This window comes from Streptomyces sp. 15-116A (genome assembly GCF_025290915.1).
GTDB lineage: Bacteria > Actinomycetota > Actinomycetes > Streptomycetales > Streptomycetaceae > Streptomyces.
The window spans coordinates 1-14552 of sequence record NZ_JAOCQE010000161.1 but is presented as its reverse complement, the minus strand read 5'-3'; the positions used below and the strand labels follow the sequence as shown (position 1 = coordinate 14552).

Below are 14552 nucleotides of genomic sequence, written 5' to 3'. Positions count from 1 at the left end.
TGGGGGCCTCGGGGGTGCCCTTGTCCGCGTGCCTCGGTGGGGAGGTGTGCGCTCCTCGATGGGCCCCGGGAGATGCGCTTCGTGCGCTCTCAGTCGAGATCGTCGAAGGCGTCCGCGAAGCCGAGGCCGGGTATCTCGGAGACCGCGGGGGCGGTGACCCGGGCGGCGAAGTCGTCGCGCCGGTGGCCCATGGCCCCGTCGTACAGCGCGGCGTGGACGACGACCCACACCGTGACCTCGCCGGGCACCTCGTCGCGTACGCCCCAGTCGTCGGCCAGGGCGGCGATGATGTTCAGCCCGCGGCCGCCGTGCGCCGTGACCGACGGGGTGGACGGTGCGGGACGGGTCGGGCCGCCGCCGTCCGTGACCTCGACGACGAGCCGGCCCTGCTGGTCCACGCGCCAGGCGGCGCGCACGTCACCGTCCCCGGCCGGCGCGTCGCCCAGTGGGCGACCGTGTTTGCACGCATTGCTCAGAAGCTCGGAAAGGATCAGTACGGCGTCGTCGATGACCGAATCCGGCACCCCGCCGGCACGCAGCTGCGCGCGCATCCGGTGCCGCGCCTGCCCCACGCCCGCAGGGCCATGGGGTACGGCCATGCTCGACGACGTGGGCACCTCCTGTGCCACCACCAACGCCACCCCCGAGACCTCCTTCGCCCCACGCCACGGAGTGGATGCCCCATTGGCCTGAACCGGAAACCGGCCAATCCCAGTGTGGTGACGCATTCGATACGACCGAACACGCACCGAACGCGCCGGAGCACTCCCCGTAATCGTGTGGCTGGATTTCGTCGGTGTGGCCGAGACGTGAGGATGCTCCGGGGCGAGGTGCGCGGTCAAGAGGCATGCGGGGCCGGTGTCGCGGCTGTGCTCAGCGGCCGAGCTGGTCGAGCACCGCGCGGGGGCGGTTGGTGATGATGGCGTCCACGCCCAGCCCGACGCACAGGTCCACGTCCCGGGGGTCGTTCACGGTCCACACATGCACCTGGTGACCGTTCTGCTTGAGGCGCTCGATGTACGCGGGATGACTGCGTACGATCCGGATCGAGGGGCCCGCGATCCGCACCCCCGTGGGCAGGCGTCCGTCGCGCAGCCGGGGTGAGACGAACTGCATGAGGTAGACCGTCGGCAGGGTCGGTGACGCGGCGCGCACGCGGTGCAGGGAGCGCGCGGAGAAGCTCATCACGCGCACCGGCGACTCCTCCGCGCGCGCGGGCGCGTCCAGTCCGAAGCGCTTGAGCAGGAGCAGCAGTCGCTCCTCCACCTGCCCCGCCCACCGCGTGGGGTGCTTGGTCTCGATCGCCAGCTCCACCCGGCGCCCGGCGTCGGCGACGAGTTCCAGCAGCCGTTCGAGAGTGAGGACGGAGGTGGCCTCCCGGTCCTCGGGCCGGTGCTCCCAGTCGGGCTCCTCGAGCCGGCCGCCCACCGAGTCACGGGCCTTCCAGGAGCCGAAGTCCAGCGCCGCCAGGTCGGAGAGCTCCAGCGCGGAGACCGCGCCGCGGCCGTTGGACGTACGGTTGACGCGACGGTCGTGGACGCACACCAAGTGACCGTCGGCGGTCAGGCGCACATCGCATTCGAGCGCGTCCGCGCCGTCCTCGATCGCCTTGCGGTACGCGGCCAGGGTGTGCTCCGGGGCGTCCTCGGAGGCTCCCCGGTGAGCGACGACTTGGGTCAGGTGCTGTCGTGCGTGGGTCACCGCGTCATGGTGCCACCGCGCGGGGGTAGACGTGCGGTCGGACGGGCTTCGGCGGCGGGGACGCGGTGGACGTCCGGTCGGAGGCATAGGGGTGGCGCACCTTTGGTGAGTAATGCCCTATATAAAGAATGGCCCCGGACCCACAGGAACGGCTTATGGTGCCCTGACAGCGTGTGGGAAATGCTGACGTCATACAAAGAGGCACACGACAGACATGCACAGCTGTAGCGCGCCGGACTCGTCGACCAGCGTGAACGAGCGTGACCGAGTGCGAACGACTACACCAGCCGTGGATCGAGGAGAAGAGCTGTGAGCACCGAGAACGAGGGCACCGCGGTACCCCCGGCCCCGTCCGCACCGCCCACGCCGGTGGATGCTCCCGCTGCTCCGGCGTACCAGGGGCACCCGGCTCCGGACGGGGGCAACCCGACGACACCCCTGCCTCCCGTCCCACCGGGCGCCCCCGGGGCCCACGGTGACCAGGGCGCACCCGGCATGCACAGCGGGCAGGGCGACCCCGGTTCCGCCCACGGCGCACAGGGCGGGCCCACGGCATCCGGACCGGCCTCCGGCTCCCCGTCCGCTCCCGACCCCTCCTGGCCGCCGCCTCCGCCGCCGGGCAGCGGTGCGCATGCGGACGGTGGTTCCGGGCAGGGCGGAGGCGGCTGGGGCTCCTCGTACCAGCAGCCGGCACCGGCGCCCGCGCCCAAGAAGGGCGGCCGCGGCGGTCTGCTCGCGGCGGTCCTGGTGGCCGCGCTGGTCGCGGGCGGCCTGGGCGGCGGCCTCGGCTACACGCTGGCCAGGAACAACGACGACACCTCCTCGACGACCGTCTCGGCCTCCACCAGCGGCGGCAACGTCAAGCGCGACCCCGGCACGGTCGCCGCGGTGGCCGCCAAGGCGCTGCCGAGCACGGTGACCATCGAGGCCGAGAGCAGCAGCGGCGAGGGCGGCACCGGCACGGGCTTCGTCTTCGACAAGCAGGGCCACATCGTCACCAACAACCACGTGGTGGCGGACGCGGTCGACGGTGGCAAGCTGTCGGCGACGTTCCCGGACGGCAAGAAGTACGCGGCCGAGGTCGTCGGCAACGCACAGGGCTACGACGTCGCGGTCATCAAGCTCAAGAACGCCCCGTCGGACCTGAAGCCGCTCACCCTGGGCAACTCCGACGAGGTGGCGGTCGGCGACTCGACCATCGCGATCGGTGCGCCCTTCGGCCTGTCCAACACGGTGACGACCGGCATCATCAGCGCCAAGAACCGCCCGGTCGCCTCCAGCGACGGCACCGGCAGCCAGGCGTCGTACATGAGCGCCCTGCAGACCGACGCGTCCATCAACCCGGGCAACTCCGGCGGACCACTGCTGGACGCCCAGGGCAACGTGATCGGCATCAACTCCGCCATCCAGTCCACCAGCAACGGCGGCTTCGGCACGGGCCAGGCCGGCTCGATCGGCCTCGGCTTCGCCATCCCGATCAACCAGGCCAAGTACGTCGCCCAGGAACTGATCAAGACGGGCAAGCCGGTGTACGCCAAGATCGGCGCGTCGGTCTCCCTGGAGGAGACGTCGGGCGGCGCGAAGATCACCGAGCAGGGCGCCGGCGGCTCCGAGCCGGTCGACCCGGGCGGCCCCGCCGACAAGGCCGGTCTGCAGCCCGGTGATGTGATCACCAAGCTCGACGACCGGGTGATCGACTCCGGCCCCACCCTGATCGGCGAGATCTGGACCCACAAGCCGGGCGACGAGGTCACGATCACCTACGAACGCGACGGCAAGGAGCGCACCACCGAACTCACCCTGGGCGCCCGCGTCGGCGACAACTGACGACCCCGCGCCTCGGCGAACCCGTTACTCTTGACCCCGCGCCGCCGATCACGGCCTGGCGCGGGGAGGCGTGCCCGAGCGGCCGAAGGGAACGGTCTTGAAAACCGTCGTGGCAGCGATGTCACCGTGGGTTCAAATCCCACCGCCTCCGCGGTGAAGCAGCGTGAACGGCCCCTGACCTGAGTGTGTGGTCGGGGGCCGTTGTGATGGACGGCAGGTTCAGCGGGCGGGGCAGTTCCTGGCGGAGAACTCACGATGCGGGTACGGCCCGAAGTGCATGGTGCCGTTCAACCAGTCGGTCAGCCACCCGGCCAATGACTGCCCCAGCGGGGCCAGAGCATGCTCCGTGCAGCAGAGGTTGGGGTCCCAGTCCCACATCTGCCCGTCCGCCGTCTTGAAGTCGATGAGTGCCCACATCGCGCAGCCTCGGTCCATGAGCGGCACGATCCCCGGTGGGATCCCCCGCTCGGGATCGGCGAGCTCCTGGTACGCCATCGTGATGTCCTCGCAGTCACTGAACCAGTCGCCCGTGTCCGTGAGGGACACGACCTCTGCGGTCCGAAGCCGCCGTTGGCGACTTCGACGTAGAGCCTTCTCAGCAGTTCGGGCATCGGGTGTCCCACGAGCCGCTCGAACGCGGCGGCGTCCTCCGAAGAGGCCGGGCCAGGCAGGCGCTGGTCAGCCGCGTACGCGCGGACGGCCGCCACGAGATCGTCATCCGTCATGGGCAGATACTCGGCGGCGCTCCGTCGTTTGTCGATGCATCGGCTGTCGGGCCGTCGGTCGGGGCCGTTCGCTTGGTCTAAGTGTCTCGGGTTGCCAGGCGGCGGGCTGTTTCGCCGGTGAAGGGCCAGGCCTCGTGGGAGCCGGGCTGGGTGAGGGGGTGGTGGCCGAGGGGGACTTCCAGGCGGCGGGTGAAGGTGAGGATCTCGGTGCCGTGCTGGTTGACGCCGCGGGTCTCGACCTCCACCGTGCCCCGGCCCGGCTTGTCGGACGGTTTCTCCTTGGCCAGGATCTTCGACTCGGCGTAGAGGGTGTCGCCGTGGAAGAGAGGGGCCTCGTGTCTGATCTCGCCGAAGCCCCGGTGGGCCAGGGCCGCTCCGGCGATGTCGGGCTCGGACAGGCCGAGCAGCAGGGAGAAGACGTAGGAGCTGATGACCAGAGGGCGGCCGTGTTCCGTGGCGGTCTCGGCGAACCGGTGGTCCATGTGGATCGGGTGGCGGACCATGGTCAGCAGGCAGAACAGATGGTGGTCGTACTCCGTGACGGTCTTGCCCGGCCAGTGCTGGTAGACCGCGCCCAGCTCGAAGTCGTCGTAGAACCTGCCGTGCGTCATGCGCTCCGCTCGCTTTCCCCGGCGAAGGCTTCTTCGGCGCGGTGCCATGTGCCGAAGAACATCTCCATCGTGATGCCCGGGCCGAAACCGGCCGCGAGGACCGTCGCCCCGTCCGGCGGGTCCGAGTCGAAGGTGCGGATCAGCGCGTCCAGCAGGGCCGCCGAGCCGATGTTCCCGTGGTCGGCCAGCGTCTCGACGGAGTCGCGCAGGGCGGTGTCCGTGACGCCCGCCTGAGTGCGCAGCGCCTCCAGCACGCGCGGCCCGCCGCTGTGGAAGGCGTAGCGGTCGAGGGAGGCCAGATCGTGTCCCTGTTCCTTCACGAACGTCTGAAGCGGCGGCACCATGCCGGCCATCGCGGACGGGACCCCCTTGTCCAGGCGGAAGTGCAGGCCCTGGTCGGTCACTTCGTACGAGATCCACGACTCCGTACCCGGGAGCACATGCGAACCCTGCGCGGTCACGTGCAGCCCGGAGACCGCGGGCTCCGCACGTTCCCCGCCGCCCGCCTCAGCAGCGGACACCTCATCCGTTCGGTCCGCGCGCACCACCGCCGCCCCGACCGCATCACCGAAGAGCCCGTTGCTCAGCAGGCTGCCCAGGTCGTGGTCCCCCGGCTGATACAGCAGGGAACAGAACTCGCAGGACGCCACGAGGACATGCCCCTGGTGCGCCCGGGCGAAGTCACAGGCCCGGTTGATCGCGGCGGCCCCGGCGGCGCAGCCCAGCTGGGCGATGGGGATCTGGGCCGTGGACCAGGAGAAGCCCAGCTCGTTGATCATCCAGGCGGTGGGCGACGGCATGGCGAGTCCCGTGCAGGAGACGAAGACGATCGCGTCGATGTCCGCGCTGGACAGACGCGCGTGGCCCAGCGCCTCCATCACGACCTGCGGCAGCATCTCCCTCACGGCCGCGTCGTACACCTTCTGCCTGCGCCCGAGTCCGACCTCGGCGAGCGTCTCCTCCACCGGGCGGATCACATGCCGCTTCTCCACACCGGTGTTGCGGATCATCCGCAGCACCGCGTCCAGCTGTGGATGACCGGCATAGACCCGCTCCGCCATCCGCAGCGTCTCCGCCTGGGAGACCACATGCTCGGGCAGGAGCAACGAGGGCTTGCACAGTACCGGCATCCACACCACCTCTTCTGAAGGACGCATACACGCAGGACGCAGCCGATGACGTCCCCGTCGCCCACGCCGTGTGGATCAACGAGCCGCCGAGGGGGCGGACACGGAGCGTACGTACGACAGTGGGCCGCTCGGGTCCCTGGAACTCCTCGTCACAGCTCCTCGTCCGCGGGCAGCCGCTCCCAGGGCACGTCCCGCAGGATGGCCGCCGCGGCGGACTTAGACGGTGCGCAGAGGGTCGGCTGGAACCAGGCCACGGTCAGACGTGAGCGGTACAGGGCGTGATCGCGCGCGGGGGCGGGACCAGGTGCACCGGGGCCCCGGGCAGGCCTGTTCGGCCGAGCGGAGCAGCCACCGGATCTTGTGATCGTTGAGCGGCTTGCAGGGGTAGCTCTCGAGCGGCCCGCCGTAGGCCGAGGACATGCACAGCTCGGCGAGGTGCACCGCGCGGCCGGAGGCGAGGACGAGACGGGCGAGTGACATGGCCGGCACTCGGGGGCGGTGGTGCATCGGGCTCTTTCGGCGTTTCGAGCGGCGCGTGTTTCCGGCGCGTGTTTCCGGTTCGTGCTGCCGGCGGGCGAACGGTGTCACTCAGGGGCGATGCCCCGTCATCCGTGCCGCCGAGGCGATCGTCGCGCGGGCCTCGCGTTCGGACAGGCCCGTGTCGAGGGCCGCCTCGACGAGGGCGTCCGCCAGGGCGGGGCCGATGCCGTCCTCGTAGGCACGGCAGGCCGCCCAGAACAGACGGGTGTTGCGCTGCCCCTCGTGCGCGGCGAGGACGAACTGGACGAGGCCCTGGCCGTGTCCGCCGGCCGATGCGGGCGTCGGGTGGTGGGCGCGCGGCGGCGGCAGGAGGAGGCGCAGAAGGGCGGGCGGGCAGGCGGCGGGGGCGAGGTGGGCGGTGCCCGGTGCGGCGGTGTACGTGCCGTGTTCGGTACGGGACCCGGGGCCGACGAGGTAGCCGCCGGCGCCCCGGATGTCGATGCCGGGCGCGAGGCGGCCCGCGGAGTTGGGGACGACGACGTCCGGCGGGCCGCTGAGCCACAGGTGGCGGCCGCCGCTCGGGGTCAGGACGACGACCGTGGCGGGGATCGTGAACAGGTGCCGCAGGGCCAGTTCGCGCAGTGCCGCGGAGGAATCCGTTCCGTTCTTGGTGTCCAGGTCGATGCCGATGAGGTGGTGCGGGGGAAGGCCGCAGGCGATGCCGTAGCCGGTGGCCCTGGGGGCGGCGGCGAACATCGCGCGGATGCGGGCGGGGTCGGGGGAGGCGTCGTAGACACCGTGGCCGAAGCGGCCGCACTCGCCGTGGCAGGGCGGTCGCACCGGGTCGGGGTCGTCGCGATGGGGGGAGCGCAGGGCCGGGAGTTTCGTCCGGGACAGGGGGATGACGGCCAGTCCGCGTTCGGCGGCTGACAGGGCGTGTGCGAGGGCCAGCGTCGTGGCCTGCCGGTCGGTGGTGGCCATGCCTCTATGTTCGTACGTACGTTCGAAAAAGGAAAGGGGGAGCCGGGGCGACACGCCAGGCGGTTGCGGGCCCGGCGTCCTGTGCCGTAACGCTTCGTCCCTTGCGCGGCTTGGCGGTCGGGGTGTCCGTCACACGTGATCTGTGACTCAAGAGGCGTGAAGGGGTTTATCGACTAGTCGTCACGCTTGCGTGCGAAGAGCGGCTTCCGGGGTGGTTCGCCGGGGATTCGGTGGGCAACTCTGATCACGCGACGTCGTGCACAGCACCGGGGCGGTCGGCCAACCTCCCTGGTGAGAGCCGTACTTCACGCAATTCACGCACACACGGCCAAGAGCCGGTGCGTCCTTGGTTCTGGAGGGAACACAACATGGCAAGCATCCGTACCGCCCGCGTCATCGCCGCCGTCTCCGCGCTTCCGCTCGCGGCCGCCCTGTTCACCGGCGTCGCGACGGCGGACAACGGGGCCTTCGCGGACGACGGATCCAACGCGACGGCGGCGACCGCCGACGCGGGTGTCCTCGGCAGCGGCGTCGGCGGCGACAACTTCGGCAACTCGTCGACCACCAACCAGCAGGCCGTCGGCTCCGGCGCCTCGAACCAGAGCAACACCGCCCAGGTCAACGGCTCGGCGTTCACGGCCGTCAGCCAGGGCAACGACAACGTGGCCGTCAGCTTCTCCCCGCTGTGGTGGTGAGGTGAGAGGGCTTCGGCCCTCTGACGGTCTGTGGGTGTGCTTCGTGGGGTGCAAGGCGTCTGCGCGGCGGTGCTTCGGTGCCGCCGCGCAGGCCTTTCGGGGGCGGTCACCTTGACAGTTCGGGGGCGGGGATGGAATCTGACGAGCAGTCAGATACGTGCGGGTGCTGCGGCGAGTGTGCTCGGAAAATTGCCGCCGCGGATGTGGGAACCCGACGGGCGGGTGCGGTGTACCAGAAGTGTCAGGACGGACACGGGCGTCGCGATGAGGCGACGGTGGTACGACGAGGGGGTCCGCGTGAGCGGGAAAGCGGTGGCGCGTGAGGAGCGGAACCGGGGTACGGGCGAGGACCTCGGGGCCCGGCTGAAGGCGTACGAGGGACGGCCGGCCGTGCGGGGCGGCAGGGGCCTGGATCCCGTCAACGAGCCGATGATCCGGCACTGGTGCGAGGCGATGGGCGACACCAACCCGGCGTACGCAGGGCCGGAGGCGATCGCGCCGCCCGCCATGCTCCAGGTGTGGACCATGGGCGGCCTCACCGGGCACGCGGGGCGCACGGAGGCCTTCGACGAACTGCTCTCCCTGCTCGACGAAGCGGGCTGCACGGCGGTCGTGGCCACCGACTGCGAGCAGGAGTACGTCCGCCCCCTGCGCCCGGGGGACGAGGTCACCTTCGACGCGGTGATCGAGTCGGTCTCCGACCGCAAGACCACCAAGCTCGGCACGGGCTATTTCGTCACGACGCGCATGGACGTCCGCGCCGACGGCGACCTCGTCGGCACGCATCGCTTCCGCATCCTCAAGTACGCGCCCGCACGCAGCAGTCCGCCGGACCGGCGGGGTCCGCCACCCGCTGAGGCCGAGCGGCGCCCGCGGCCGGTCGTGAACCGGGACAACGCCGGATTCTGGGAAGGCGTGGCCCGGCACCGGCTGCTGATCCAGCGCTGCACCGGCTGCGGAACCCTGCGCTTTCCCTGGCTGCCCGGGTGCAACGGGTGCGGCTCGATGGAGTGGGACACGGTGGAGGCGGCGGGCGAGGGCACGGTCTACTCCTACGTGGTCATGCACCACCCGCCCTTCGCGGCCTTCGACCCGCCGTACGCCGTGGGGCTGATCGAACTGGCGGAGGGCGTGCGGATCATCGGCAACGTGGTCGGGGTGCCGTACGACAAGGTGCGCATCGGGATGCCGGTGCGGCTGGAGTTCCGGCGGTACGACGAGGAGTTGGTGCTGCCCGTGTTCCGGGGGGTGAGGGAATGACCCACGCAGACAGCCGTCCCGTGCCTGGCGTAGGGGAGCGCCTCCCCCCGCTGGAGATCCCCGTCACCCGCACCCTGATCGTGGCCGGCGCGATCGCCTCCCGCGACTTCCAGGACGTGCACCACGATCCCGAGGCGGCCCGGCGGAAGGGCTCCCCCGACATCTTCATGAACATCCTGACCACCAACGGCCTGGTCGGCCGCTACATCACCGACCACTTCGGCCCGGCGGCGATGCTGCGCCGCGTCGCCATACGGCTGGGCGCACCCAACCACCCGGGCGACACGATGCTGCTGACGGGCACGATCGAAGAACGCGACGGAGACACCGTGACGGTCCGGGTCGTCGGGACGAACGGCATCGGCAGGCATGTCACCGGGACGGTGACGGTCGCGCTCACGGGCGAGAGCGGCCGGCCACCGGAGATGGAGGCGGCATGAGTCTCCGCGCACGGGACACCCTCGGCGGGCGCGCGGCGATCGTCGGTATCGGGGCCACGGAGTTCTCCAAGGACTCGGGGCGCAGCGAGTTGCGGCTGGCGGTGGAGGCGGTGCGGGCCGCGCTGGAGGACGCGGGGCTGACGCCGGCGGACGTGGACGGGATGGTCACGTTCACCATGGACACCAGCCCGGAGATCACGGTGGCCCAGGCGGCCGGCATCGGCGAGCTGTCCTTCTTCTCTCGCGTGCACTACGGCGGCGGCGCGGCCTGCGCCACGGTCCAGCAGGCGGCCCTCGCGGTGGCGACGGGGGTGGCGGAGGTGGTCGTCTGCTACCGGGCGTTCAACGAGCGGTCGGGCCGCCGCTTCGGTTCGGGGGTGTGGCACCGGGAGCCCTCGGCGGAGGGGGTGGCGCTCGGCTGGGTGCTGCCGGCCGGGTTGCTCACGCCGGCCTCGTGGGTGGCGATGGCGGCACAGCGGTACCTGCACACGTTCGGGCTGACACCGGAGGCGTTCGGTCAGGTGGCCGTGGTGGACCGGAAGTACGCGGCGACGAACCCGGCGGCGTACTTCCACGGCCGGCCCATCACGCTCGCCGACCACGCCGCCTCGCGCTGGATAGCCGAGCCGCTGCGGCTGCTGGACTGCTGCCAGGAGACCGACGGCGGTCAGGCGCTCGTGGTCACCTCGGTGGAGCGGGCCCGGGACCTGCCCCGTCCGCCGGCCGTCGTGGTGGCGGCGGCCCAGGGAGCGGGGCGGGCGCAGGAGCAGATGACGAGCTTCTACCGGGACGATCTCGCGGGGCTGCCGGAGATGGGAGTGGTGGCCGGGCAGCTGTGGCGGAGCTCGGGGCTGACCCCGGCGGAGGTGGATGTGGGGATCCTGTACGACCACTTCACTCCGTTCGTGCTGATGCAGCTGGAGGAGTTCGGTTTCTGCGCACCGGGGGAGGCGGCGGACTTCGTGGCCGAGGAGCGGTTGCCGCTCAACACCCATGGCGGACAGTTGGGGGAGGCGTATCTGCACGGGATGAACGGACTGGCGGAGGCGGTACGGCAGATACGCGGGACGGCGGCGAATCCGGTGCCGGGTGCGGAAAGGGTGCTGGTGACGGCGGGAACGGGGGTGCCGACCTCGGGGGTGATCCTCGCCGCGGACGGATGAGGATGCTGGCCGTGCACGGTGGGAGGGCTCCCGGAGGACGGACGGCAGGGACCCTGGGTCCGGCCCTTCCCCCAGGGGTGAACCCGCACGGCCCCTCCCCCTCCAGTCCACCCAGAGGAGGTGCAGCAGGCCCCACCCCTACAACCTGAGGGGGACGTGGCTTCGGGACCTGCGGGCGATCCGCCGGACCCGCCCTCGCTCATAGCGTTGAGCCATGACCACACCCGTCTGCACCAGCGCTTCGAACGCCGCTGCTCCAGCGACGCAGACCCTCCCGTACCCGTCGTTCGCGTCGTACATGAGGGCCCGCCAGCCGGTGCTTCTGCGTACCGCCCGGTCCCTGACCGGGAATCCGAGCGACGCGGAAGACCTGCTGCAGACCGCGCTCACCAAGACGTACGTCGCCTGGGAGCGGATACAGGACCACCGCGCGCTGGACGGCTATGTGCGCCGGGCGCTGGTGAACACGCGCACGTCGCAGTGGCGCAAGCGCAAGGTGGACGAGTTCGCCTGCGACGAGGTGCCCGAGCCGGAGCTGCTGCCGGGCGGCGACGATCCGGCCGAGCAGCAGGCGCTGCGCGACGCGATGTGGCGGGCGATCATGCGGCTGCCGGCGCGGCAGCGGGCGATGGTCGTGCTGCGGTACTACGAGGACCTCAGTGAGGTCCAGACGGCGGAGGTGCTCGGAGTGTCGGTGGGCACGGTGAAGTCGGCGGTGTCGCGGGCCCTGGGCAAGCTGCGCGAGGACCCTGAGCTGGGGATTGTTCGGTCCTGATGAGAAACGTCGTCCTGTGGGCGTGATCGATCATCCGCTCCCCTAGTGACATACCGAGCGGTATGTGCGCAGAATCAGCGCAACCGTTACCGCCGCGTAGGCAATGTCGCCCAGGAGGACGCCGTGCTGAGCACCATGCAGGACGTACCGCTGCTGATCTCGAGGATCCTGAACCATGGGTCGACGATCCACGGCACATCTCTGGTGACCACCTGGACCGGCGAGGGTGAACCGCACCGCCGCAGCTACGCGGAGATCGGCGCCCGCGCGGCCCAGCTTGCCCACGCCCTGCGCGACGACCTCCAGGTGGCCGGCGACGAGCGCGTGGCGACGCTCATGTGGAACAACGCGGAGCACGTGGAGGCGTACTTCGCGATCCCCTCCATGGGCGCCGTGCTGCACACGCTGAACCTGCGCCTTCCGCCCGAGCAGCTGGCGTGGATCGTCAACCACGCCGCCGACCGCGTGGTCATCGTCAACGGCTCGCTGATCCCGCTGCTGGCTCCCCTGCTGCCGCACCTGAAGACGGTCGAGCACGTCGTGGTCTCCGGCCCCGGCGACCGGTCCGCGCTCGCGGAGGCTCCCGTCCAGGTGCACGAGTACGAGGAGCTGCTCGCCGGAAAGCCGGTCGCCTACGACTGGCCCGAGCTGGACGAGCGGTCCGCCGCCGCGATGTGCTACACCTCCGGCACGACCGGCGACCCCAAGGGCGTGGTGTACAGCCACCGTTCGATCTACCTGCACTCGATGCAGGTCAACATGGCCCAGTCGATGGGCCTCACCGACGAGGACACGTCGCTGGTGGTGGTCCCGCAGTTCCACGTCAACGCGTGGGGCCTGCCGCACGCCACCTTCATGACCGGCGTCAACATGCTGATGCCGGACCGCTTCCTGCAGCCCGCGCCGCTCGCCGAGATGATCGAGGGCGAGAAGCCGACCCACGCCGCCGCCGTCCCCACCATCTGGCAGGGCCTGCTCGCCGAGCTCACCGCCCGCCCCCGGGACGTCTCCTCCCTCACCCAGGTCACGATCGGCGGCTCGGCCTGTCCGCCGTCGCTGATGGAGGCGTTCGACAAGCTCGGCATGCGGGTCTGCCACGCGTGGGGCATGACGGAGACCTCCCCGCTCGGCACCATCGCCCGCCCGCCGGCGCAGGCCGTCGGCACCGACGAGGAGTTCGCCTACCGGCTGACGCAGGGCCGCTTCCCGGCCGGCGTCGAGGCCCGGCTCACCGGCCCCGGCGGCGAGCGGCTGCCCTGGGACGGCGAGTCCGCGGGCGAGCTGGAGGTGCGCGGCCCGTGGATCGCCGGCGCCTACTACAACGGCCCCGACGCCGAACCGCTGCGCCCCGCCGACAAGTTCAGCGAGGACGGCTGGCTGAAGACCGGCGACGTGGGCACCATCAGCCCGGACGGTTTCCTCACCCTCACCGACCGCGCCAAGGACGTCATCAAGTCCGGCGGTGAGTGGATCTCCTCCGTCGAGCTGGAGAACGCGCTGATGGCCCACCCGGACGTGGCCGAGGCCGCCGTCGTCGCGGTCCCGGACGAGAAGTGGGGCGAGCGCCCGCTGGCCACGGTGGTCCTCAAGGAGGGCACCGGCGCCGACTTCACCACCCTGCGCGCCTTCCTCGCCGACGACCGCAAGATCGCAAAGTGGCAGCTGCCGGAGCGCTGGACGGTGATCGAGTCGGTGCCGAAGACGAGCGTGGGCAAGTTCGACAAGAAGGTCCTGCGCAGGCAGTACGCGGAAGGGGAGCTGGACGTCACCCAGCTCTGACGCCGGTACGGCGGTTACATCAGAACGCCGGTACGCCGGTTGATCGTTCACGTGCACGCCGGGCGCGGCGGCCGGGGCTCGTCCCCGTCCGGCGCCCGGCGTGCGCCGTCGTGGGCCGCCCGGCGGACCCCGGCGTCTTCATCGGCGTACGGTCACACCACACCACCCCGCACGCGCCGCGCCCACGCCCCCGCGCTCACCTCCCCCGTCGCCGCACCGCCGTGCTCCCCCACCCCAGCGCCAGCGACGCCGCCGCCACCGCGGAGACGCCCGTCCAGCCCGCGTGGGTGAAGGCGGTGCCCGCGAGGGCCGAGGCGGTGGCGCCGCCGGCGAAGCCGGAGACGACGTAGGCGGTGTTGGCGGTGGCGGGGCTGGAGGTGGTGGTCAGGGCGAGGGTCTGGTTGGCGACGTGCGAGGTGACGAGCGCCGCGTGGATCGCGACCGCGGCGACGAACAGCGCCCAGATGACCTGCCCGCCCAGCCAGAACAGCGGCACGGAGACCGCCGCGAGCAGAAAGGCGCCGCGTACGACCCTGGCGGCGCCGAAACGGTCCACCAGCCCGCCCGCCAGCGGTGCCACCGCGCTCGCCGCGAGCCCGAAGAGGCCGAAGAGCCCGGCGGTGGCGGTGGACAGGTCGTAGGCCGGACCGGTCAGCAGCAGGGTGAGTGTCGTCCACAGGGCGCTCCAGGCGCCGAACATCCCCGCCTGGCGCACGGACGCGCGCCACAGGTCGGGCGAGCGGCGCAGCAGTCCGGGCAGCGCGGCGATGCCGCCGAACAGCGAGCCGTCCCGGCGGCGCCGCTCCGACGGCAGGACGAGGGCCGTGGCCAGGCCGAGGACGAGGGTGAGGACGGCGGCGCCGGCGAACACCCACCGCCAGCCGTACGCCTGCCCGGCGAGGCCGCCGAGGACGCGGGCCGCGACGATGCCGGTGAACAGCCCGGCGACCACGGCCGCGACATGGCGGGCCCGGCGGGCGGCGGG

General features: G+C 71.4%; 14 protein-coding genes and 1 tRNA gene. 8 read left to right on the top strand and 7 right to left on the bottom strand.

Annotation, left to right across the window (positions count from 1 at the left end):
* Window positions 1–89 precede the first annotated feature (89 nt).
* Window positions 90–641, bottom strand: a complete 552-nt coding sequence (locus N4P33_RS23030) for an ATP-binding protein (RefSeq protein ID WP_260828575.1) — start codon at window positions 639–641, stop codon at window positions 90–92.
* Window positions 642–873: 232 nt separating this feature from the next.
* The gene (locus N4P33_RS23025; protein WP_260828574.1) at window positions 874–1701 is read right to left on the bottom strand and encodes a glycerophosphodiester phosphodiesterase; all 828 of its coding nucleotides are present in this window, start codon (window positions 1699–1701) and stop codon (window positions 874–876) included.
* 309 nt (window positions 1702–2010) lie between these two features.
* On the opposite strand from N4P33_RS23025, the gene N4P33_RS23020 reads away from it, so the two are divergent.
* Both N4P33_RS23020 and N4P33_RS23015 read left to right on the top strand, forming a co-directional pair.
* A complete protein-coding gene (locus N4P33_RS23020) occupies window positions 2011–3528 on the top strand; it encodes a S1C family serine protease (protein ID WP_260828573.1) in 1518 nt (505 codons plus the stop codon).
* 64 nt (window positions 3529–3592) lie between these two features.
* A tRNA-Ser gene (locus N4P33_RS23015) sits at window positions 3593–3679 on the top strand.
* Window positions 3680–3747: 68 nt separating this feature from the next.
* On the opposite strand, the gene N4P33_RS23010 is transcribed toward N4P33_RS23015, so the two are convergent.
* The 4 genes from N4P33_RS23010 to N4P33_RS22990 all read right to left on the bottom strand — a co-directional run bounded on the left by N4P33_RS23010 (window position 3748) and on the right by N4P33_RS22990 (window position 7455).
* Window positions 3748–4074 carry a hypothetical protein gene (locus tag N4P33_RS23010; RefSeq protein ID WP_260828572.1) on the bottom strand — a complete coding sequence of 109 codons (327 nt, stop codon included), beginning with the start codon at window positions 4072–4074 and terminating at the stop codon, window positions 3748–3750.
* 256 nt (window positions 4075–4330) lie between these two features.
* The gene (locus N4P33_RS23005; RefSeq protein WP_260828571.1) at window positions 4331–4864 is read right to left on the bottom strand and encodes a MaoC family dehydratase; all 534 of its coding nucleotides are present in this window, start codon (window positions 4862–4864) and stop codon (window positions 4331–4333) included.
* Entirely contained in the window at window positions 4861–5994 is a 1134-nt protein-coding gene (locus tag N4P33_RS23000; protein WP_260828570.1) for a type III polyketide synthase, read from the bottom strand. The genes N4P33_RS23005 and N4P33_RS23000 overlap by 4 nt, the downstream gene beginning before the upstream one ends.
* 588 nt (window positions 5995–6582) lie before the next feature.
* Window positions 6583–7455: a bifunctional DNA primase/polymerase gene (locus N4P33_RS22990; protein WP_260828569.1), complete on the bottom strand. Its 873-nt coding sequence runs from the start codon at window positions 7453–7455 to the stop codon at window positions 6583–6585.
* Window positions 7456–7823: 368 nt separating this feature from the next.
* Between N4P33_RS22990 and N4P33_RS22985 the strand changes: the two genes are divergently transcribed.
* The 6 genes from N4P33_RS22985 (at window position 7824) to N4P33_RS22960 (ending at window position 13567) form a co-directional block, all read left to right on the top strand.
* Window positions 7824–8150, top strand: a complete 327-nt coding sequence (locus N4P33_RS22985) for a hypothetical protein (RefSeq protein ID WP_260828568.1) — start codon at window positions 7824–7826, stop codon at window positions 8148–8150.
* Between the two features lie 297 nt (window positions 8151–8447).
* Window positions 8448–9410, top strand: coding sequence for a bifunctional MaoC family dehydratase N-terminal/OB-fold nucleic acid binding domain-containing protein (locus tag N4P33_RS22980; RefSeq protein WP_260828567.1), 963 nt, complete (start codon window positions 8448–8450; stop codon window positions 9408–9410).
* Window positions 9407–9850 (top strand): MaoC family dehydratase, encoded by a 444-nt coding sequence (locus tag N4P33_RS22975; protein WP_260828566.1) that lies wholly within the window; start codon window positions 9407–9409, stop codon window positions 9848–9850. The genes N4P33_RS22980 and N4P33_RS22975 overlap by 4 nt, the downstream gene beginning before the upstream one ends.
* Entirely contained in the window at window positions 9847–11013 is a 1167-nt protein-coding gene (locus N4P33_RS22970) for a lipid-transfer protein (protein WP_260828565.1), read from the top strand. The genes N4P33_RS22975 and N4P33_RS22970 overlap by 4 nt, the downstream gene beginning before the upstream one ends.
* 214 nt (window positions 11014–11227) lie before the next feature.
* On the top strand, window positions 11228–11788 hold the full coding sequence (locus tag N4P33_RS22965; protein ID WP_260828564.1) for a SigE family RNA polymerase sigma factor: 561 nt from the start codon (window positions 11228–11230) through the stop codon (window positions 11786–11788).
* Window positions 11789–11923: 135 nt separating this feature from the next.
* Window positions 11924–13567 carry a long-chain fatty acid--CoA ligase gene (locus tag N4P33_RS22960; RefSeq protein ID WP_260828577.1) on the top strand — a complete coding sequence of 548 codons (1644 nt, stop codon included), beginning with the start codon at window positions 11924–11926 and terminating at the stop codon, window positions 13565–13567.
* A gap of 196 nt (window positions 13568–13763) precedes the next feature.
* On the opposite strand, the gene N4P33_RS22955 is transcribed toward N4P33_RS22960, so the two are convergent.
* The coding region (locus N4P33_RS22955; protein WP_260828562.1) for an MFS transporter at window positions 13764–14552 on the bottom strand (789 nt) is incomplete at its 5' end.